Below are 22,321 nucleotides of genomic sequence, written 5' to 3' on the forward strand. Positions count from 1 at the left end.
GGGAGCGCTGGGGGTGGTGCCGGTCATCCGGCGGGGGTGCTCCCGTCGTGCCGGGCGGGGCGGTCGGTGGGGGGTGCGGGTACGGCGGGCCGCGGTGCCGCGGGGGAATCCTGCCGGGACTCCGCGAGGCTGACGCCGCGTTGGAAGGCGGCCATCAGGCCGGGGTCGTGCCCGGCGACGTACTCGGTCTCCCGGCGGGGCGCCGGGCCGTCGCGGAGCTGCGGGGCGATGTGCTCCTGGGCGCGGCGGCGGGGCAGCCGGGGCTTGCCCATGGTGCCGCGCACCGTGCCGCCGCGCGGGGTGAGGGGCGTGGTCCCGTGGTCCGTGAGGGCGTCCCGGTCGCCGTGGTGGACGCCGGGCGCGGCCTCGGCGGGGCCGGGGCACGCCTCACGGGCACCGCGCAGGGGCAGCGGCGGGGCGGGCGTGTCGCCGGCGGGGGACGGGACGTGGGGACGGGGCGGTGGGGGCGCGGGAATGAGGGGGGCCGCGGGAACGCGCCGCCCGTCCGGCGGCGGCGCGTCCGGGGGAGTCCGTACGGCGGACAGGTGACGGTCCGCCGGGACGGCGCCGGTACCGCTGCCGTGCGGGTGCCGTGCCGCGTCCGGCCCGTCGGCGGCGGCCCCGGGCTCGGTGCCGAGCAGTGCCTGCGGCACCACGAGCACGGCCTGGACCCCGCCGTAGATGTTGCTCTGGAGCCGGACCCGGATGCCGTGCCGCCTGGCGAGCTGGGAGACCACGAACAGGCCGATCCGGCCGTCGGCCAGCAGGCTGGCGACATTCACCTGGTCGGGGTCGGTGAGCAGCGCGTTCATCCGGTCCTGCTCGCCGACGGGCATGCCGAGTCCGCGGTCCTCGACCTCGACGGCGAGCCCGGAGGTGACGAGGTCGGCGCGCAGCAGCACCTGGGTGTGCGGGGCGGAGAACACCGTGGCGTTCTCGACGAGTTCGGCGAGCAGGTGGATGACGTCGGCGACGGCGTGCCCGCGCAGGGTGCCGTCGACCGGCGGCACGAGCTTGACCCGTGAGTACTGTTCGACCTCGGCGATCGCCGAGCGCAGCACCTCGGTCATGGGGACCGGGTTGCTCCACTGCCGCCGCGAGACGGCCCCGCCGAGCACGGCGAGGTTCTCGGCGTGGCGGCGGATGCGGGTGGCGAGGTGGTCGACGTGGAAGAGCCCCTTGAGCAGGTCGGGGTCCTCCATCTCGTTCTCCAGCTCGTCGAGGAGGGAGATCTCGCGGTGCACCAGGGACTGCAGGCGCCGGGCGAGGTTGACGAACACCTCGAGCTTCTGTTCGCTGCCGGTCTGGCTGGAGAGCCGGAACGCCCGCACGACGGCGTGGACGGCCCCGGCGTGCCCGCGGGCGAGGTCGGCGGCGAGCAGGTCGAAGTCGTCGGCCTGGTCGGCTTCGTCGGCCTGCTCGCCGCGCCGCCCGCGTGGGGGCGGAGCGTCGCCGCGGCGCAGTGCCTCGACGAGCGCGCGCAGCTCGGCCTCGCGCCGGGCGGTGCTCCGGCGCAGTGCGGCGATCCGGTCGTGCACGGACCGGGCGGCGCGGTCGGCGGCCACGGCGGCGATGACGATGCCGGCGAACGTCACCGAGGCGGCGCCGCCCAGGACGGCCCACAGGGCGAGGCCCGGCCGGACCCCGGTGGAGCGGACGGTGAAGAGCACGGCCGCGCAGGCGCTGAGGGCCACCGCCACGGGCGGGAGCACGGCGAGGCGCAGCAGTTGGGGCCGTACCGGTGTCCCGGGCGGCGCGGGAGCGGTCCGCGCCGGCGGCCGGCCGTGCCGTCCGCCCTCCCGGCGATCCGCGCGGTCCGCGCGGGCGGCCTGACCGGTCCGGCGGGTCCGGGCGCCGGCGGGGTGCGCCCCGGCGGGCTCCGGCCCGCGGTCCACGGCCTCGGCGCCGACGGTGCCCCGCGCGCCGGCCGGGCCCGGGGCGCCGGCCGGGCCCGGGCGCCGGGGCCCCTCGCCCCGTCCGCTCCCTCGTCCGCCTTGTGGCTGCACGTACCGGTCCCCGCTCCCTGATCCGACTGTTGGACGCGGCCCCGTGACGCAGTAGCGCCCTACGGCGTGAGGTGCCGCGGTGCCGCCCGACCGACACTCACCGTAGTCGCCACCGCATCATGCGCGGTGTGCAGTTGACAAACTCATACGGACGGCACCGCGCTCTGGTATGAGGCCTCGTACGACAGACCGATAACCCTCCCGAGCGAGGGATCACGAGTGAAAAAAGAGTGATCGAGCCTGGTCACAAGTGGTCGCCGGGAGTTCGCGGGAAAGGCGGGGCGCCCGACCGCCCGAACCGCGCCGGAACACCCTCGCTCCACCCGGGGCCGGCAGGCCGGACACTTCCGGCCACCGTCGGGGTGCCTCACCCGTCGGCCAGAACATCACTCACCGTCACGGTTCCACCGGGGCGGGGCGGGCGCCCGCCGCCGAGGCGGTGTGCAGGACGGGGGAGTTCTCCATGGGCCGGCGCTGCCCGGCCCGGCCCCTCGCACCGGCCCGGCGATCCACGAGGTGGGACGATCGCCCCTCACCAGGAGACCGCCGGGGCGAAGAGCACGTCCAGGGATTCCCGCCATCCGCTCGTCGACATGACGTCGGACCGCGGGTGGCGGGGGTGTTCCCGGGCCGGGCCGACTGCCTCCGCTTCCGCCGCGTCGAGCGCGCCGAAGGCGGTGCCACGGCCGTACGGGAATGGGCGCAGGCGTCTGCGGACGCGCATCCGATACCGAGCGCGGCGTTCCGTCCCCAGGTAATTCCCCACTCTGGCAATTCCCCGCATGCGAGTGCCCTTCGGCCGGTCCGTCCGTCACAACTGACCTGTCCGCCAAAACTCCCGATCTGTCCGAAGAAGGCGCCTTGGCCGACGCTCGTCGCTCGTCGCTCGTCGGCGGACATGCTGCGCCTGAAGGGCCTTCACCCCTCATGAGCTGGGCTGATCTGCCCGTGCGTCCGGCGAGGGAAAGCAGAAAGGGCAGTCCCGCATCTACGTGAGGGCACTACGGTAAGTCAAGTGTTGACACATGCCTGAGCCGTGACTGATCATCACCAATGCATCACGAAGTTTTCCGGCGAGCCGCAATCCCACCGCCTTCTCTTCGAAAGCGGATCACCGGTCGGTATTTCTTCCGTCGTATCCCTTACGACCGCTCAACGACGAGCCGACGCACCCTTCCTTCCCCCACCCCCTCACGCGCGCCCACTCCCCCCGACACCGGGCGCGCCCTTCTCGGCCCCGGCCGTCCGGTGATCCCGGACCGCCGTGTCCCTCCTCTCCCCCAGCCCCCTCTGACGGGAAGACCAGGTAAGCCGGTGCAGCACACCCCCGCCTCCGCCCCCCTCTCGTGCGCGGATCCCGAGAACCGCGCCGAGGCCGCCCCCCACGTCCGGCCGGCCTCCTTCGCCCAGCAACGCCTCTGGTTCCTCGCGCAGTTACCCGGTGCGAATGCCGCGTACAACGAGACCGTGGCGCTCTCGCTCACCGGCCCGCTCGACCACCGGGCGCTGGCCGGGACCCTGGACGCCCTCAGCGATCGCCACGAGACGCTGCGCACCCGGCTGGTGGCCGAGGCGGGGAGTGTCCGGCAAGTCGTCGATCCGCCCGGCACCGGCTTCGCGCTGACCTCGCAGGACCTCAGCGGCCTCGCCGACCCCGAAGCCCGGCTCACCGCCCTGCAACGCCGTGAAGCCGAGCAGGAGTTCGACCTGGAGGCCGGTCCCCTCGGGCGCGGCCGCCTGCTGACGCTGGCCCCCGGGCACCACGTGCTGCTCCTGACGTTCCATCACAGCGTGTACGACGGCGCGTCGATGAACGTCATGATGCGGGAGATCGGCCTGCTCTACGCGGCCTCGCGTGCGGGCGTCCCGGTTCCCCTGGCACCGCTCGCCACGCAGTACGCCGACCACGCGCGAGCCCAGCGCGAGGCGGTACTGGCCGGTGCCCTCGCGGACCAGGAACGCTACTGGGAGCAGGCGCTGTCGGACGCGCCGCCCGTTCTCGATCTGCCGACCGACCGGCCGCGTCCGGTGGAGCAGCGGTACGAGGGGGGCCGGGTCGAGTTCGAACTGGACGCGGACGTGGTCTCGGCGCTGCGTGCGCTGGCCCGGGCGCACAGTGCCACCCTGTTCGTGGCCGTGCTGACCGGATGGAGCAGTCTGCTCTCCCGCCTGTCCGGCCAGGACGACATCGTTGTCGGCAGTCCGGTGGCGAACCGGCGCGGGCCCGGCGCGGCCGGCCTCATCGGCTTCCTGGTCAACTCGCTTCCGCTGCGCGTCGATCTGTCCGGTGCGCCGACCACCGCCGAGGCGCTCGCCCGTACCCGGGCTGTCGTCCGCGAAGCACTGGCCCACCAGGACCTGCCCTTCGAGCGCATCGTCGAGCTGGTCAATCCGCCTCGCAGCGCCGCTCACACCCCGCTGTTCCAGACCATGCTGGCCTGGGTCCCGGACCGCCGGAACCTGCTGGACCTGCCCGGCGTCGAGACCCGGCCGCTGCCGATCGCCGACGCCCCGGCCAAGTTCGATCTCGCGCTGTCGGTGACCGAGTCCGAGGGGCGTCTGCTCGGCCACCTCGACTACGCGACCGCCCTGTTCGACGACGCCACGGCGCGGCGCTGGGCGGAGTATCTGCGACGGCTGCTGACCGGTATGGCCCACCGTCCCGACCGTGACATCCGGGATCTGGAACTGATGGACCCGGAGGAGTCGCGGCGGCTGGTACGCGAGGGCGACGCCACACCCTCGGGCGACGGGAGGCCGGAGAACGGTCCGGAGGCCGCCGGCGCGGAGGCCGATCCGGTCGCCCTCGCCCTGCGGTCGGCGTCCGGGATCGCGGCGCTCTTCGAGGCCAGGGCGCGGGCGCACGGCGAACTGACCGCGGTGGTCGACGGCGAGCGGTCGCTCGACTACGCGACCGTGGACCGCCGCGCCAACCGGCTGGCGCACGCCCTCGTCGCCAGGTCCGTGCGCCCCGGTGACGTGGTGGGCCTGCACGCCGGACGGTCGTGCGACCTCGTGGTCGGCGTCCTGGGCATCCTCAAGGCGGGCGCCGCCTACCTTCCGCTCGACCCCGGGCAGCCCCGCGAGCGGCTCGCCGGCATGGTCGAGGACGCCGCCTGCCCCGTCGTGCTGAGCGACCAGGGCGATGACACGGACCGGCCCGGGGGGTGGCTCGCGCTCGCCGCCGTCGAGGCCGAGGGGGCGGAGAGCGAGCGGCCGCCGTCCAGCACCGGCCGCGCGCCGGACCGCACGGCGTACGTGATCTTCACCTCCGGGTCCACGGGCCGGCCCAAGGGCGTCGCGGTGGAGCACCGCAGTGTCCTCAACCTCTTCGCCACCTGGCACGACCGCATGGGCACGGCCCCCGGCGAGGCCGGTTCGGCCTGGTCCAGCATCGGCTTCGACGCCTCCATCCACGAACTGCTGCTCCCCCTGACCACCGGCGGTGTGCTGCACCTCGTCCCCGAGGCGCTGCGCGGCGACCCGGAGGCCCTGCTGGCATGGCTGCGCGAGCGTCGGGTGACCCAGGCGTTCCTGCCGCCGGCCTACGTCAAATGGATCGACGAGGACCCCGCCGTACGGCTGCGCGGGCTGGCGCTGCGCAAGCTGCTCACCGGAGTGGAGTCGCTCACCGAGGCCGCCCTGCACCGCATGACCCTGCACCTGCCCGGCCTGCGGATCTGCTTCGGCTACGGGCCCACCGAGGCGACGCTGTACAGCACCGCCTACTACGCGCCACGTCCGCTGGAGCGCCCCTGCCCCATCGGCCGCCCGCTCCCCGGCACCCGTCTCTACCTGCTCGACGACCGCATGCGGCCCGTGCCGCCGGGCGTGGTGGGAGAGGTGTACCTCGGCGGGTCGTCCCTCGCCCGCGGCTACCTCAACCGCCCCGACCTCACCGAGGAGCGGTTCCTGCCCGACCCGTTCGTGCCCGGCGAGCGGATCTACCGCACCGGCGACCTGGCCAGGCGGCAGCCGGACGGCGAGGCGGTCTACGCGGGGCGCGCGGACGACCAGGTCAAACTGCGCGGGTTCCGGATCGAACCGGCGGAGATCGAGGCGGCGTTCATGGCACTGCCCGGTGTCCGGGAGGCCGTGGTCCTCGCCGACCGCGACGCCGCGGGGCAGGTCCGGCTGGTCGCCGGGGTCGGTCGGGGTACGGCACCGGCGCGTGCCGCCGGCGACTGGCGCGCCGCGCTCTCCCGCCGTCTGCCCGACTACATGATCCCCGCCGTCGTGGTCGACCTCGACGCCCTGCCGCTCAACCGCAGCGGCAAGGTCGACCGTGCCGCTCTGCTGGCGCTGGCCCACGAGCGGACCTCCACGCAGGTCAACACCTCCAGCCCGCGCGACCACGTCGAGCACGCCCTGTACCGGATATGGCGGAGCGTGCTGCTCCACCCGGACATAGGCGTCGGCGACGACTTCTTCGAGGTGGGCGGCACCTCCCTGTCGGCCATCAAGATGGCCCACGCCGTCACGGAGGCATTCGGCCGGCATCTGCCGGTGGCCGAGGTCATGACGCGGCCCACGATCGAGGCGCTCGCCGCGCTGCTGCGCGAGGACTGCGCCGACTCCGCCCCGGGCAGTCTCATCGAATTCCGGCCCGGTGCGGGGCCGCGGGTGGTCTGCGTCCACCCGGCCGGGGGCACCGCGTTCTGCTACCTGCCGCTGGCCGGGCATCTGCCCGCCGAGGCGGGGCTCTACGGTATCCAGTCGCCGGGCGTGAACCCCGGCGAGGACGTCCTGCCCACGGTGGAGGCCATGGCGGAGGAGTACCTGCGCCTCCTCGGCCCGATGGACGACGGCCCCGTGGTGCTGACCGGCCTGTCCTACGGGGGGCTGGTCGCCCACCGGATGGGGGAGATCCTCGGACGGGCCGGGCGCCGTGACGTCAGCGTCGTCCTCCTCGACACCCAGGCCACCGACGACGCCGCGGCCCGTGCGGCGATCACCACCGTCGACGAGGCGGAGTTCCGCGACAAGCTTGTGAGGTTCAACGGGATGTATCCCGGCATGGACGACGCGCAGATCGAGCGCTACTTCCGGCTGTACAACCACAACCGGTCGACGGCCCGGGAGTACCTGCCCGCCGCCTCCCCGACCCGCCTGGTCCTCGCCCAGGCCGTGCCGGAGGGTGAGGACACGCCGTTCCACGCCGAGGTCCGTGCCTTCTGGCGGCGGCGGGCCGAGGGCGACTTCCGGGTCGAGACCCTCGCCTGTGACCACTGGGAGATCCTCGAAGGCGCCGAAGCGGTTCGGGTCGGTGCCCTGCTGACGGCGGAACTGACCCACCACGGCCACCGGTCCGCGTCGGCGTCCGCCGCCGCCCTCCCCGTGGCGGGAGCCCGATGAGCGCCGACGTCACCTCCCCTTCCGGCGGCGCCTCCCCGAGCCGATCGGTCTCCGCTCTCGCCGACGCGGTGCTCGCCCGGGCCCGGCGCACCCCGTCCGCCGTCGCCGTCGAGGACGACACGCACCTGCTCGACCACGTCGGCCTCGACCGCCTCAGCGGCCGGGTGGCCGCGCGACTGCGCGACCTCGGGGTGGGCCCGGGGCAGGCCGTCGCCGTCTGCCTGCCGCGCTCCTGGCGGCTGGTGTGCGTGATGCTCGGCATCCGTCGCGCCGGTGCCGTCGTCGTCCCCCTGGACCGGCTCAGCCCGTCCGACCGGCAGCGGCACATCCTCGACGACTCGGGCGCCGTCGCCGTCGTCCACGACGAACTCACGGACGTCGGCGGAGATCTCCTCGCCCTCGACGCCGACCTGCTCCTGCGCGACGGGGAACCGGACGCGGTGCGGGACGCCCGGACCGGCCCGCCCGCGAAAGCGCCGGCGGACCCCGGGGACACCGGGACGGGTTTCGTCTTCTACACCTCCGGCAGTACGGGCCGCCCCAAGGGCGTCGAGGTCACCGACGCGGGCGTACTGCGGCTCGCCGAGCCCGGTTACATCGGCCTGCGGCCCGGCGCCCGGTACGCCTGCCTGTCCAACCCGGCCTTCGACGCCCTCAGCTTCGAGGTCTGGGTACCGCTGCTGACCGGCGGTGTCTGCGTGATCCTCGACGACGAGCAGGTGCACAGCCCGCACCGGCTCGCCGGGGCGCTGACGGACCGGCGCATCGACACGCTGTTCATCACGGCCGCGTTGTTCAACACCGTCGTCGAGAGGGTGCCCGACTGCTTCGGCACCGTCTCCCAGGTCCTCGTCGGCGGCGAGCAGCTCGACGCGCGGCTGATCCGCCGGTGGTACGAGGCCAACACCGCCTCGCCCACCGTCCTGCACAACGCGTACGGGCCGACGGAGGCGACCACGTTCGCCCTCTGCCATCCGATCCCCCGGGACTTCGCGGGCGCCACCGTCCCCCTGGGCATCCCGCTGCCCGGCACGCGCACGTTGCTGCGCACCGCGGACGGACGCACCGCGGAGCCGGACGAGATCGCCGAACTGCTCCTCGCGGGACCCGCGTTGGCCCGGGGTTACCGCAACCTGCCCCTGCAGACCGAGCAGAGCTTCGTCATCCTGCCGGACCCGGAGGGCGAGGCGGGCGGCGAGGAGCGCTGGTACCGCACGGGCGACCTCGTGCGCCGGGACACCGGGGGCCGGGTGACCTATGTCGGCCGGGCGGACCGCCAGGTGAAGGTGCGCGGCTTCCGCATCGAGCCCGGGGAGGTGGAGCGACGCGTCCTCGCCCACCCGGCCGTGCGCCAGGCGTACGTGTGCACCCGCCGCGACGAGGCCGGCCGCAACGAACTGCTCGCCTTCGTCGTCCCGGGCGGCGATCCCGGCGACCTCTCCTTCGACGCCTACGACCGGCACCTCACGACCGGGCTGCCCCCGTACATGCGGCCCCACCACACCCATCTCGTACCGGAACTGCCGCTCACCGCCAACGGCAAGGTCGACCGGGACGCGCTGCTGCGCGACGCCCCGGCACCATGGCGGCGCCCGTACGAGGGCGAGGCGCGCGTCAGCGACGGGCAGCGGCCCGTGCTCGATCTCGCCGAGGGCGTCCTCGGGGTGGCCGGCCTGCGCCCCGACGACCGGTGGATACCGCACGGCGGTGACTCCCTGAAGGCGCTGCGCTTCCGCTTCGAGGTCATGCGGCGTTTCCACGTCGACCTGCCGCAGAGCCTGGTGCTCACCGCCGACTTCGCCGCCCTCGCCGAGGCCGTGCACGCCCAGGACGCCGGAGGCGGCGAGCACCCACCCGTGCCGGCCGCCTCCGGCGAGCCGACCGCGCCGGCCACCAGGGAGCAGGAACGCCTCTGGTTCCTGCACCAGCGGGACCCCGAGGACCGCGCCTACGACGTACCGCTCGTCTTCCGCCTCCGGGGCGGCGTCGACCGGGCGGCCCTGCGCCGGGCGGTGCGCGGGCTGGTGGAACGGCACACGGCCCTGCGGACGCGACTGGTCCCCACCCCGCACGGGCTGCGCCAGCGGGCGGGCGACCCGTACGACCCCTGGGAGCCGCTCGACGGCGGCGAGGGCCTGGATTCCCGGGACCTCGACGGCGGCGCGGGCGAGGGGTGGCGGGACCTCGCCGACCGGTTCTTCGACCACCGCTTCGACCTCACGGACACCCGTATGCTGCGCGCCGCGTGGGTGGGCGGTCCGGACGCGGGGGTGCTCCTGCTGCACCTGCACCACGTCGCCGTGGACGGCTGGTCGCTCAACCTCCTCTTCCGCGACCTCGGCGACGCCTACTCCGCCGCGCTGCGGGGCGAGCCGGGCGGGCCCGGCCCCGTGTCCGCGTTCGCGCCGCCGGACTTCGCGCGGTGGCAGCGGGAGTGGCAGGCGAGTGCCGCGTACGGACGGCGACGGGCCCGGCTCGGCGAGCGCTACGGCCGGGACGGCGAGCCCTCGCCCGTCCTGCACGCCTCGGAGGCGGTGGCCGGCCGGCCCCGGGCGAGGCTGCTGCGGACCTCCCTCGACCTGGTCCGCCGGGCCGCCCTGGACCGGCTCGCCGCCGAACGCGGGCTGACCCGCTTCCAGTTGCTGGTGTCCGCGTTCGCCGCAAGCCTGTACGGCGTGACCGGCCAGGAGCGTCCCCTCGTCGCGTCGCCGGTCTCCGGCCGGTCGCGGCCCGAGTTCGCCGACGTCGTCGGCATGTTCGCCAACACCGTGCTGCTGAAGCTGGAGCTGCGCCCCCGCGACGGTCTGGCCGCTCTGCTCGCGTCGCACGCCGACACCGTCCGGGACGTCCTGGAGGACCAGGAGGTGGCCCTGGCCGACCTGTTGTCCGATCCGGTGCTCCGCGAGCGCACTCCCCTCTTCGACTATCTGTTCGTCCTGGAGAACACCGACTTCTCCGCGCTGCGGCTGGACGGCTGCGAGGTGCGGCCCGTGTGGCCCGAGCCGCTCGGCGCCAAGTGCGCGCTCACCCTGTCCGTCGTCGAGCACGAGTCCGGCTTCGACTGCCTGTGGGAGTACCGCGACGACTTCGGCGCCGAGCGCGCGGAGGCGGCGGCGCGGCTGTTCCGCCGGTGCCTGGACCATGTGACCGGCGACGACGTCACCTTGCGCGAGCTGATCGCCGACCACCGCCGCGGTCTGCCCGAGACCGGCCGGGGCGAGGCGCTCGTCCCCGACTTCCCGACCGTCGCCGACGGCTTCGCCCGGCAGGTGGCCGCCACCCCGCACGCACCGGCCCTCACGGACGGCGGGACGACCCTCACGTACGCCGAACTCGACGCGCGGGCCCATGCGTTGGCGACCGAGCTGCGTGCCCGCCATCCGCTGCCGGCCGACCCCGCCGCTCCGGCGTCCGTCGCGCTGTACCTCCAGCCGTCCGTCGAGCACATCGTGGCGCTGCTGGCCGCCGCCCGGCTGGGGGTGACCGTCGTCCCCCTCGACCCGGCCTATCCGTCGGCCCTGCTGCGGCACGTGCTCGACCAGGCGGACCCCCTGTGCGTGCTGGTGACCCGGCGGGACCTCGGTGTCCTGGAGACCCTCGCGCCGCCGTCGCTCCCCCGCCACGTCGTCACCCTCACCGGCACACCCGCCGGCATGTCCGCCGGCACACCTGCCGCAGCGCGCGTGCCGTACGCGCACGAGGGGCTGCGCCCGCTGTACACGCTCTTCACGTCGGGCTCCACCGGCGTCCCCAAGGGCGTCCGGGTCCCCGACCGGACCCTGTGCAACCTGCTGACCTGGCAGCGCGTCGTGGGCGGGCTGGACCGGCCGGCCCGTACCCAGCAGTTCTCGATGCTCTCCTTCGACGTCTCCTTCCAGGAGATCTTCACCACGCTGTGCTCCGGGGGCCTGCTGCACCTGGTCGATCCCGGCTGGCGGCACGACGCGCCGGCCCTGCTCGAACAGTTGGAGTCGGCGGCGGTGGAACGTGTCTTCCTGCCGTACGTGGCGCTCCAGCTGCTCGCCGAACATGGTGTCCGCACCGGGCGGTACCCGTCGCGTCTGCGCGAAGTCGTCACCGCGGGCGAGCAGTTGGTGTGCACCGACGCGATCCGCCGCTGGTTCGCCGGACTGCCGGGTGCGCGTCTGTTCAACCACTACGGTCCCACCGAGACCCATGTCGTCAGCGCCCTGTGCCTGGAGGGCGACCCGGCCGGCTGGCCGCTGCGCCCCGCCATCGGGCGGCCCGTGGCGGGCGCGGTCCTCCGGGTGGTGGACGGCAGCGGTCTCCCCGTCGCGCCGGGGGCCACCGGCGCGCTGCTGATCGGCGGGCCCATGGCGGGCCGCTGCTACCTCGGTGACCGGGCCGCGCACCGCGAACGCTTCACCGACGACCCCGAGCTGGGCGTGCTGTACCGGACGGGTGACCTCGCCCGCTTCGACGCGCGGGGCCTGCTCCACTACGCGGGGCGGGACGACGCCCAGGTCAAACTCGCCGGTCACCGGCTGGAGCTGGGGCAGGTCGAGGCCGCGCTCCTTCAGTACCCGGGCGTGGTCAACGCGGTCGCGGCCGTGGCGGACGGCCGCCTGGCCGCCGCGTTGGAGTGCCGGGGCGAGGACCCCGATCCGGCCGGGCTCGCGGAACACCTGTCGGCGCTGCTGCCCGCCCAGGTACGCGTCGCCCGCTTCCGGCGCGTGACCGCGCTGCCGCGCACCCCGAGCGGCAAGCTGGACCGGCGCGCGACCCTCACCGCCCCCGGTCACGATCTGCGCCAGGGAGAACCGGCCGCCGCCGGCCTGTCACCGCTGGAGGAGCGTCTGACGGCGTTGTTCGAGGAGGTGACCGGCACACCGGTCGGCGTGCGGCAGCGGTACTTCGACGCCGGCGCCACCAGCCTGGACCTCATGCGGTTCCAGCTCGCCTGCGCGGGCGAGGACGGGCTCTCCTTCTCCGTACCGGACCTCTTCGAACACGTCACGCTCCGCGCCCTCGCCGGTTTCCTGGAGGGGAGACGCGGAGAGGAGGACGCGGCGGCTCACGTGGCGGTACGACCGGACGGGGAGGCGGGCGGGGCCCTGCCGGGCCGGGTGACAGGCGTGGCCGCACCGGACCCGGGCAGCGACGCCGTCCGCCCCGGCCGGGACGCCGACGTGGTCCGACCGGCCCCGGACACAGGCGTGGTCCGCCCGGCCCCGGAGGCCGCCGCCGAACCCGTCGCCGTCATCGGCATGGCCGTGCGGCTGCCGGGCGCGCCCGACCTGGCCGCCTTCTGGGACCTGGTGACCTCCGGCCGCCGTGGCATCGAGCACTTCCCCGCGGCGGACGGCCGCGTCGGTGCCCGCAGCCAGATGGAGGGGCTCCTCGCCTTCGACGCGGGACGCTTCACCCTCAGCCCGGGCGAGGCCCGGCTCATGGACCCGCAACAACGCCACCTGCTGATGAGCTGCGCCGAGGCGCTCGCCCACGCCGGCATCGGCGACCCGGCCGGCCGGGGGGTGGGGCTGATCGCGGCGTGCGGGGAGAACACCTACTTCCAGAAGATGCTGCGCGAGGGCGATCCGGACGCGCTGCCCGACGCCTTCCGGCTGGCCCTGCACCACGAGAAGGACTTCCTCGCCACCAAGGCGGCCTACCACCTGGGGCTGACCGGCCCCGCCTTCACCGTGCAGTCGGCGTGCTCCAGTTCGCTCGTCGGCGTGCACCTCGCGGCAGGGCTGCTGCGCCAGGGCGACGCCGAGGTCATGCTCGTCGGCGGTGTCCTCGTCGACACCGGACTGACCGACGGCTACACCTACCGGCCGCAGCACGTCTTCTCCCCCGACGGGCACTGCCGGCCGTTCAGCGCGGACGCCGCGGGCACCGTGGGGGCCAGCGGCACCGGTGTGGTCGTCCTGAAGCCCCTCGCCGCCGCCCGCCGCGACGGCGACACGGTGTACGCGGTCGTCACGGGTTCCGGCATCAACAACGACGGCTCGGACAAGCTCGGTTACAGCGCGCCCGCCCGCTCCGGCCAACGGGCCGCGATCCGTGCCGCCCTGCGCCGCAGCGGCCGCAGCGGAACCGACCTGGGCTATGTGGAGGCGCACGGCACCGGCACCGCCCTGGGCGACCCGGTGGAGGCCGCCGCGCTGCGCGACGCGTACGGCCTGGCGGACGACGCGGGCGTGGCGCTGTCCTCCGTCAAGAGCCAGATCGGGCACCTGGGCGCCGCCGCGGGCGTCGTCGGCATGGTCCGTGCCGTGCTCGCCGTCCACCACGGGGTGGTCCCGCCCACCGTGGACTTCGACCGCCTCAACCCGGAGATCGACGCGGGGCCGTTCCGGGTGCCGGTGACGGCCGAACCCTGGCCCCGGGACGTGCCCCGAGTGGCCGCCGTCAGCAGTTTCGGGATCGGCGGGACCAACGCCCACCTGCTCCTGGAACACCCTGCCGACCGGCCGTCCGGTCCGGCGCCCGGCACCGCCGCACCCGCTGCCGCGTCCGCCACGGCGTCCGCCGCCGTGCCGTGCGTGGTGCTCTCCGCGAGCAGCGAGGCCGCCCTGCGTGCCGACGGCCGCCGCATCGCCGACTACCTGGACGCGCACCCCGCCGCCTACCCACAGGTGCTGCGGCACCTTCAGGCCGGGCGCCCCGCGCTCGGCCACCGTGCGGCGGCGGTGTGCCCGGACGCCGCGTCGGCCTCGGCCTGGCTGCGCGCGCCCGCGCCGGTCGCCGCTCCGGTCGCCGTCCAGGCCGCCCAAAAGGAGGTACCGGTGCGGAGCGGCGACCCGCGTCGGCTCGCGGAGGCGTGGACGGCCGGTCGCACCGTCGCCTGGCCCCAGGGACCGGCCTGCGCTCCCTGGGACTTCCCGCCGCCCGCTCTCGACCTGTCCGAGTACGACTTCCCGCGCGTCCCCGGCCGGGTCGCGCCCGCGTCCGCGCCGGTTCCGCGGGACGCGGGCCCGCCGTCCCGGCGGCTGCCCGCCGATCAGTGGCTCCACCAGCCGCAGTGGACCCGGCTGCGCCGGGCCCGTACCGGTGTTCCCTCGGGCCCGGGTACGGCCATCGGCCCGGCTCCCGGCGCCGTGAACGTCCCGGGGACGCCGCCGGACGGCCCCGCGGAGTCCCGTACCGCGCGGCGTACCGCCCTCGTCGTCACCGCGGACATCGGCGGCGGCATCGGTGCGGACACCTGGCGGTTCCTCGAGGACCACTACGCCCGGGTGGTGCGGGTGCGCCCCGCGACGGCTCTCGGCCGGCTCGCCGACGACCGTTACGAGGTCGCCCCGGGCGACGCGGCCCAGCTCGTGGCCCTGCTCACCCTCGTCGGCGACGATGCCGCCCGGACGGACGGCGGAGCCGACGGCATCGACTGGCTGCACGCGCTGCCCCTGGCCCTGGACGGCCGGGCCGACGAGGGCGCGCTGGAGGACGCCCAGCGGGTCTGCCTCGACGCGGTGGCCGCGCTGGGCAAGGCCCTGGCCGACCTGCCGGACGCCTCGAGGCCCCGTGTGTGGCTGCTGTCGCACCGGGCACAGCCCGTCACCGGGGCCGTCGCCACACCCCTGGCCGGCCTCCTCGCGGCGGGCATCGAGACACCCCGCCAGGAACTGGGGGTGGCCCCCCGCTGGATCGACCTGCCCGGCCCCGACCCGGCGGACTGGGCACCGTACCTGCCGGAACTGCTGCGCGACGACACGCTCGCCCCGCGCGTGGTCGCCCTGCGCGACGGCTACTGGTGGCATCGCACGGTCCAGCCGGTCCCCGCGCCCGCGTTCCCGTCCACCGCCGACCGGGTGGCGGAACCGGGTACGCATCTGGTCCTCGGCGGGACCGGCGGCATCGGTGTCACCCTGGCCGCCCGGCTGCTGGCGGACCCCGCCAACCGCGTGGTCCTGGTCGCCCGCGGCACCGAGGTGCCGGCGAGGCTACGGCCGTACGGGGACCGTGTGACCCTGGTCGGCGCCGACCTCGCCGCGGAGGACCTGGACACGATCGCCGGCCGGCTCGCCCCGTACCTCGACGGCCTCGCCGGTGTCGTGCACGCGGCGGGCACGGCCGCGGGCGGGCTCCTCGCCGGGCGGGTGGCCGCCACGGCCCGCCGCGCCACCGCGGTCAAGCTGCGCGGTGCCCTGCTCGTCGAACGGCTCGCGGCCCGCCACACCCCGGCGTACGTGGCCTACTGCTCGTCGATGGCGGCCCACCACGGCGGGGTCGGCCAGTTCGACTACGCCGCGGCCAACGCCTGCCTGGACGCCTTCGCCCACCACACGCCCCCGGCGGGCGGCGCGGCGACCGTCCGGTTGAGCATCGGCTGGGACATCTGGGGCGAGGTCGGCATGGCACGGCAGGCGCCGGCCGGCGACACCCGCCACCAGGAGCACCTGAAGGTCGCGCTCACCCCCGAGGACGGCGCGGCGGTCTTCGCGCACGCCCTGAGTCTGCGGCTGCCGCACCTGATGGTCAGCACGACACCTCTGCCGCAGGCCCGGTTCTTCTACGAGGCGACGCCCGCCGCCCACCGGACCCGGTCGGGGGAGAACCCGGGGGAGGCAGCGGCCGGGGGAGCCCTGTCGGGCGAACCGGCGGCCGGCCTCGCCGAGGTGCTGTGCGAACTGCTCGGCGTCGACACCGTCGACCCCGACGCTCCCCTGTACGACCTGGGGGCCGACTCGCTGACCCTCCTGGAACTGCTGGAGGAGGTGAAACGCCGTCACGGCACCGACATCGACCTCGCCGCCCTCGGTCACCGCGTGACCCTCGCGGAAATCCTGGGGAAGCTGGGCGACGGCGCCCGCCGACCCGCCCGGTCGGGCGGCGAGGCGGAGGTCGAGGTCTGGCAGCGCGGCACCGGCGAGGACGTCCTGTGCCTGGTCCATCCGGTCGGCGGCGACATCCAGGCGTACCGGCCGCTGGTCTCGGCCCTGCCCCGCGAACAGACGGTCTGCCTGATCCCCGACCCGGCGCTGCGCGACCCGCGGCTGCCCGCCCGGTCGATCGCCGACCGGGCCGCCGACTATCTGCGGGCCGTGCGGGCCGCCTTCCCCGCCGCGGGTCCCCGGCTGCTGCTGGCGGGCTGGTCGTTCGGGGCGTGGACCGCCCTGTCGATGGCGGCCCTCGCCGAACGGGACGGGCGGCCCGCGGCGGGCCTGTACCTTCTCGACCCTCCGCCGCCCGGCGCCGGAGCGGAGTTCGCCGCATACGACGAGGCCCAGGTGGACGAGGTCTTCGCCCGTGAGCTGGGCGGCAGCCGCGCCGGCGGCCCGACCGACCCGGGCCGCGCGTACGCCGAGCGCCTCGCCCGCTGCTGCCGGGCCAACCTGGCCGCCATGGCCGAACACCGGCTGCCGCGGATCACCACGACACCCACCACGGTGTGGCTCGCCGAACGCCCGGTGGACACCGCCGTGCTCGTCCCGCGGCCGACACCGCCGGGCGCCTGGGACGCGCACCTGCCCCGGACCTCGCGGGTGCGCCGGGTCGACGCCGACCACTACGGCCTCGTCGCCGCGCCGCACGCGCGGGACGTCGCCGCCGTACTCGCCGCCGGCCCGCGTCCCTCCGCCCGGCGGCCCCGATGAGGCACTCCCCCATGGCATCACACCCTTATGCGAGCCTGCCGGAGCGCTCCTTCTGGCGCAGCGCGGTCGCCGAACGGGACCCGCTGGACATCGCCGGCCTGTGGACGCCGAAGTGGCCCATCGGGCAGGACGCGCCCGTCATCACCGCGGGGTCCTGCTTCGCCGGCCACATCGGGCGCGCCCTGCTGGAGGAGGGCATGCACTGGTACGACGCGGAGCCGCCGCCCCCGGGACTGACCCCCGAGCAGCGGTCGGCCCGCGGCTACCGCCGGTTCTCCTTCCGCACGGGGAACATCTACACCGCCGCCGCGCTGCGCCAGTGGATCGCCTGGGCACTCGGCTCCCGTGTGCCCCCCGGGGAGGTCTGGGAGGAGGACGGGCGCTTCCACGACCCGTACCGGCCCACGGTGGAGCCGGAAGGGTTCGCCTCGCCCGGTGAGCTGCTGCGCTCCCGCGAGGTCACCCTCGCCGCGCTGCGCACCGCGCTGGCCGAGGCGGAGGTCTTCGTCTTCACCCTCGGCCTGACCGAGGCGTGGCACGACACGGAGCGGGACACCGTGCTGCCGATGTGCCCCGGGACCGTCCGCGGTTCCTTCGACGCCGGCCGGTACGTCCTGCGCAACCACACGGTTCCGCAGGTGCACGAGGACCTCACGGAGGCCCTGCTCATGGCCCGGGACGTCAACCCCGGTCTGCGGACGGTCCTCACGGTCTCCCCCGTGCCGCTGACGGCCACCGCCACCGGACGGCACGCCCTGGTCGCGACCACCTTCTCGAAGTCGGTGCTGCGGGCGGCGGCCGGGCAGCTCGCGGACGAGGACGACCGCGTCGACTACTTCCCGTCGTACGAGATCGTCACGGGACTGCCGGGACTCCCGGCCCTCCCGGCCCCTTCGGGCGACCGGGAGCCGCCGGACACCTCGGCTTCCGGGGGCCGGCGGGGCTTCTTCGAGGCCAACCTGCGTACCGTCCGTCCCGAGGGCGTGGCCTTCGTGATGGACCACTTCTTCCGGGCCCTGCGGGGCGAGGCGGCCCGCACACCGCACACTCCCCCGCAGCCGCCGCCCACCACCGGCGGAGAGGACCACTCCTGTGACGACGCCCTGCTCGACTACCACGGCCCCCGCCCGGTTCCTCCTGCTCGGTGACTCCCACGCGGCCTGCGTCGGTCGGGCCGCGCGGGCCGCCGGACTGCCCTTCGCGGGCGGGCCGGTCGGTTCGGGCCGGGATTTCCTGGGCCCCTTCTTCGACACCGACGGCACGGACGGCACCGGGATCCGCTTCCGCTCGCCCGAAGGGCAGCGTCTCTACCGGGAGTTCCTCGACGCCCTGGGCGCCGGGGGGCTCGCCGGGCTGCCGGTGCCGCTGGTGTGCACCTTCGGGTTCAGCGCCCACACGGTGGCCACCCGGCAGAACTGGGACGTCCACCGCGACCGCCGCGGCGACCTCCCGGAGTCCTTCCTGCGCAGCGCGTTCTTCTCGGCCCTGGTGCGGGCCATGGTCCGCGGCGCGCTCGCCTTCTACGACCACACGGCCGCGCTCGGTCTGCGGGTGGTGGCGGTCATGCCGCCGCAGCGCGTCCCCGGCATGTCGGACGCACGGGTGTTCCACGCCGCGCAGGACGTCGTCCGTGACGAGGCCGCCGCGCGCGGCGTCGAGATCGTCGACCTGCGTGCCCGGGTGACCGACCGCTCGGGAGAGCAACGCCCCGCCTTCTGCCTGCCAAACGACACGATCCACGGCAACCTCGCCTTCGGGCGCCTCGTGGTCGCCGAACTCCTCGACCGGGGACTGTGATCCGCCCCCGCTCCCGTCCGTTCCCGTCCTCTCCCCCACCCCGTCCCCTCCCGGAGGTCCCCATGGAGCAGTACGCCCTTCAGGCCGTCGAACGCCTGACCACCCGGCCCGCCGAGCCGTACGAGACCCTCTCGGTCAGCCCTCTCACCCCGCTGCTGGGCGCGGAGGTCTCGGGGCTCGACCTGTCGCAGGAGCTGACGCCCCGGCAGGAGAAGGAGGTCGAGCACGCCTTCCGGTCCCACCACGTCCTGGTCTTCCGCGACCAGGACCTCACCCCCGAGCAGCACAAGCGGTTCGCGGGCGTCTTCGGTGAACTGCACCCGGTCACCCTCCCCGTGGAGGGTTCCGACCCGTACATCCTGGAGATCAGCGCGGACAAGGACTCCCGGGCCGTGGCCGGCAACGGCTGGCACGCCGACGGTACGGCGGACCCGGCGCCCTCCCTCGGGTCCTTGCTGTACCTCACGACCGTTCCCGAGGGGGGCAGCGGCGGCGACACCCTGTTCGCCAACATGCACCTCGCCTACGAGCTGCTCTCCCCCGCGATGAAGGAGTTCCTCGGCGGACTGACCGCCGTGCACGACGGCGCCCTGCCGTGGACCGCCGCCGGGCAGACCCCTCCGGCCGAGTACGACGTGCCGCGCACCGAGCACCCCGTCGTCGTCCGGCACCCGGAGACTGGCCGCGAGCTGCTCTTCGTGAACGCCCCCTACACCTCGCACATCACCCAGCTCTCCCGTACCGAGAGCGACACCCTGCTGGGCATGCTGTACGCGCACGTGGCCCGCACCCCGCTGCTGCAGTGCCGCGTGCGGTGGCAGCCGCGCACCCTGGTGGTCTGGGACAACCGCAGCGTGCAGCACCACGCCGTGTGGGACTACTTCCCCCTCACCCGGCACGGCCGCCGGATCGCCGTCGAGGGCACGCCCCTGCACCGCTGATCCGTTCCGCGCACGTCATCGATCCCCCGGGGGACAGGAGGGCGGTACCGCATGACTTCCACGACCGGCGGGGCGGCGGGGTTCCTGACCGCGCTGAGGTCACCGGACGCCGGGCCCGGGTCCGGGTCCGGGTCCGGCCCGGCATCTCCCGCAGGGCTGTGGCCCGTGGCGACCGCCCTCCACGACGCGTTGCCGAGCGACGTCCGCGACGGCTGGGCCCTCCGTCTGTACGCGCTGCTCCAGGAGCGGTACGGGGAGGACACGGTCACCGGTCCGTCGGTGGGCTCCGGCCTGCGGGTGGTCCACGACTGGCACCGCCACACGGTCCTGCCCCTCGTCGCCGGGACGGTGCCCGGCGCGGAGGCGGTGCCGTTCTCCCCACTCGTCCGTCTGCACGCCGGGGCGGCCGCGGGGCGGCCGGCCGGCCCGGACGTCTGGCGGACCGCGCTGCATCCGGTCCTGCTCCACCTCCACGCCGCCGCGTACGACCGGACGGCCGCCTACGCCGAGGGCCACGCGGGGGCCCGCGACCACGCGCTGTCCCAGGGCCGGTCCCCGGCCGAGGCCGACGCCTACGGTCACGAGTACGCCGAGCTGAGCTGCACCGCCGGCGCGCGCGCCTTCGCCGAGGCGCACGCGCTGGCGCTGAGCGACGCGCTGGCGCTCGCCTACGCCGCCGACGACCGCGGGGCCTACGCGGACACCTTCCCCGGTTCCCACGTACGAGCGGTGGTCCGTGCCTGTGAGCAGGCCGGGCCGCACGCACCGGCCGCCGGGAACCCGGCCGTGCGTCTGTCCGAGGGGTTCCTCACGGCACTGGCCGGGGCGCGACCCCTCCGGAGCCGGTGATCGCGCGGTCGCCGGAACCCTGAAGCGGTCGGCAGCGGGTCGGCCGCAGAGGCCACGTCACGAGGATCACCCGCGAACGCTCCGCACGCGCGAGGTCCGCCGCAAGCGTGGCATGCAGAAGTTCCGGCCGGAACGCCACGAATGTCCTCGGCGCTGGCGCACTGGCTCAGGTCCCGGATGAAGTCGACGAGCCGCTCACCGTTCTCTCGGTGGAACGGGTGCCTGATCAGCGCGTCCGGCCGACCGGACGGCGCCTCGGCCGGCAAAGGGGCCACGCGCGGATTCTCCCTGCGGGCAGGACCCCGTCTCCGGCGCGTTCGCGCCCTTGCGAGCAGAGCTGCGCCCCGGACGGGAACGACGTCTGGGGGAATCCTGTGCATGGGCGCGGCTGAACGATCCACGACGCGGGAGCGGACGACGACCCGTGACCACGGCAAACGTGACGAAGTCCGGTGTCCCGCGGCGCCGAGGGGCGGGCGTGTCCGGGTAACAGCCTCGGACGGCCCCTTCGGCTCCGGCAAGGGGTCTGAACCGTCGAGCCGCGGCGGCACGCTCCTCACGGAGCACCCCGCTCCGGTTCGGCATCGAACAGTCGTGCTCCTCCGCGGAGAGACGCTCCAGCACCCGGTCCCTCTCCCCCAGCTCGTCCCCGACCGACGTCACCGCTCACCGGCGAGGTCGAGATCGCCCTTGCTCGTCCCGGCCGCCCCCTCGGTGATCCGGGGCCGGCGCCACGGACGGGCGATCGGACCGGAGACCGCCCGCCACCACGCCTCGACCGGCAGCCTCCCCGCCGGCTCGAACGGCTCACCCGGCCGGGGGAACGCCACCGCCTGGCCGGCCTCCTCGGCGGCGTCCTTCATCCACTCCCCCGGCTCCGCCCACGCGTGGGGCGCCAGATTGAAGGTCCCCCAGTGGATCGGCAGCAGCACCCCGCCCGGACCGCCTCCCTGCAGATCGAGGTGGGCCCGCACCCCCTCGGCGGGCGTCATGTGGATGTCGGGCCAGAAGTCCGAGTACGCGCCGACCTGGATCATCGTGGCGTCGAACGGGCCGTGCTCGGCGCCGATGTCCTTGAAGCCCTCGAAGTAGCCGGTGTCACCGCTGTGGTAGATCCGGTGCTCCTCACCCGCGACCGCCCAGGAGGCCCACAGGGTGTGCTGGGTGTTGCGCAGGCCCCGGCCGCAGAAGTGGCGGGCCGGGGTGGCGGTGAGGGTGAGTCCGCCGACCTTCGTCGTCTCGTGCCAGTCCAGCTCGCGCAGCCGTCCGGCGGACACGCCCCAGCGCTCCAGGTGGGCACCGACGCCGAGGGGCACGGCGAACAGGGTGTCCGTGCCGGCCAGTGCCTTGATCGTGGGCAGGTCCAGGTGGTCGTAGTGGTCGTGGGAGATCACGACGACGTCGACCGGGCCGAGCGCGGCCAGCGGCAGCGGTACGGGGTGCAGCCGCCGGGGCCCGGCGAAGGGGAAGGGCGAGCAGCGCTCGCCCCACACGGGGTCGAACAGGACCCGGTGTCCGTCGATCTCCGCGAGCACGCTGGAGTGGCCCGCCCAGGTCAGGCGCAGCCCGGTGGCGGGCGGACGGGAGATGTCGGCCAGGGTGGTCGGGTGCACCGGAACGGCGCCCTTCGGGGCGCGCCGGGACCGGGAGTCCTTGTCGAGGTAGGTCTTCGCCAGGTCCCGCGTCGCCCCCGAGGGGCGGATCCGGGCGGGACCCCCGGGATTCTGGAACACGCCGTCCCTGAAGTGCGGGGATCTGCGGATGCGCGCCATGCGCTCGCCACTCGGGTCCGCGCCGAAGGCCACGGGCCGCA

8 protein-coding genes are annotated in these 22,321 nt (G+C 75.0%); 6 read left to right on the plus strand and 2 right to left on the minus strand.

Annotation, left to right across the window (positions count from 1 at the left end):
• Window positions 1-23: 23 nt before the first annotated feature.
• On the minus strand, window positions 24-1,895 hold the full coding sequence (locus tag ACFY3N_RS26030) for a sensor histidine kinase (protein ID WP_390819140.1): 1,872 nt from the start codon (window positions 1,893-1,895) through the stop codon (window positions 24-26).
• 1,425 nt (window positions 1,896-3,320) lie between these two features.
• Here ACFY3N_RS26030 and ACFY3N_RS26035 point away from each other — a divergent pair.
• The 6 genes from ACFY3N_RS26035 (at window position 3,321) to ACFY3N_RS26060 (ending at window position 20,508) form a co-directional block, all read left to right on the plus strand.
• Window positions 3,321-7,361 carry an amino acid adenylation domain-containing protein gene (locus tag ACFY3N_RS26035; RefSeq protein ID WP_390819141.1) on the plus strand — a complete coding sequence of 1,347 codons (4,041 nt, stop codon included), beginning with the start codon at window positions 3,321-3,323 and terminating at the stop codon, window positions 7,359-7,361.
• Complete coding sequence (locus ACFY3N_RS26040) at window positions 7,358-16,921, plus strand: amino acid adenylation domain-containing protein (protein WP_390819142.1); 9,564 nt, start codon at window positions 7,358-7,360, stop codon at window positions 16,919-16,921. Before ACFY3N_RS26035 ends, ACFY3N_RS26040 begins: the two co-directional genes overlap by 4 nt.
• Window positions 16,922-16,932: 11 nt before the next feature.
• Entirely contained in the window at window positions 16,933-18,069 is a 1,137-nt protein-coding gene (locus ACFY3N_RS26045; protein WP_390819143.1) for a GSCFA domain-containing protein, read from the plus strand.
• Window positions 18,014-18,718, plus strand: coding sequence for a hypothetical protein (locus ACFY3N_RS26050; protein WP_390819144.1), 705 nt, complete (start codon window positions 18,014-18,016; stop codon window positions 18,716-18,718). Before ACFY3N_RS26045 ends, ACFY3N_RS26050 begins: the two co-directional genes overlap by 56 nt.
• A gap of 62 nt (window positions 18,719-18,780) precedes the next feature.
• Complete coding sequence (locus ACFY3N_RS26055) at window positions 18,781-19,659, plus strand: TauD/TfdA dioxygenase family protein (RefSeq protein ID WP_390819145.1); 879 nt, start codon at window positions 18,781-18,783, stop codon at window positions 19,657-19,659.
• Between the two features lie 51 nt (window positions 19,660-19,710).
• Complete coding sequence (locus tag ACFY3N_RS26060; protein WP_390819146.1) at window positions 19,711-20,508, plus strand: hypothetical protein; 798 nt, start codon at window positions 19,711-19,713, stop codon at window positions 20,506-20,508.
• A 659-nt stretch (window positions 20,509-21,167) separates the two neighbouring features.
• Here the strand turns inward: ACFY3N_RS26060 and ACFY3N_RS26065 are convergent.
• Window positions 21,168-22,280, minus strand: coding sequence for an MBL fold metallo-hydrolase (locus ACFY3N_RS26065; protein WP_390819172.1), 1,113 nt, complete (start codon window positions 22,278-22,280; stop codon window positions 21,168-21,170).
• Between the last annotated feature and the right edge of the window lie 41 nt (window positions 22,281-22,321).

Source organism: Streptomyces sp. NPDC000348 (assembly GCF_042898795.1).
In the GTDB taxonomy this organism is placed as follows: domain Bacteria; phylum Actinomycetota; class Actinomycetes; order Streptomycetales; family Streptomycetaceae; genus Streptomyces.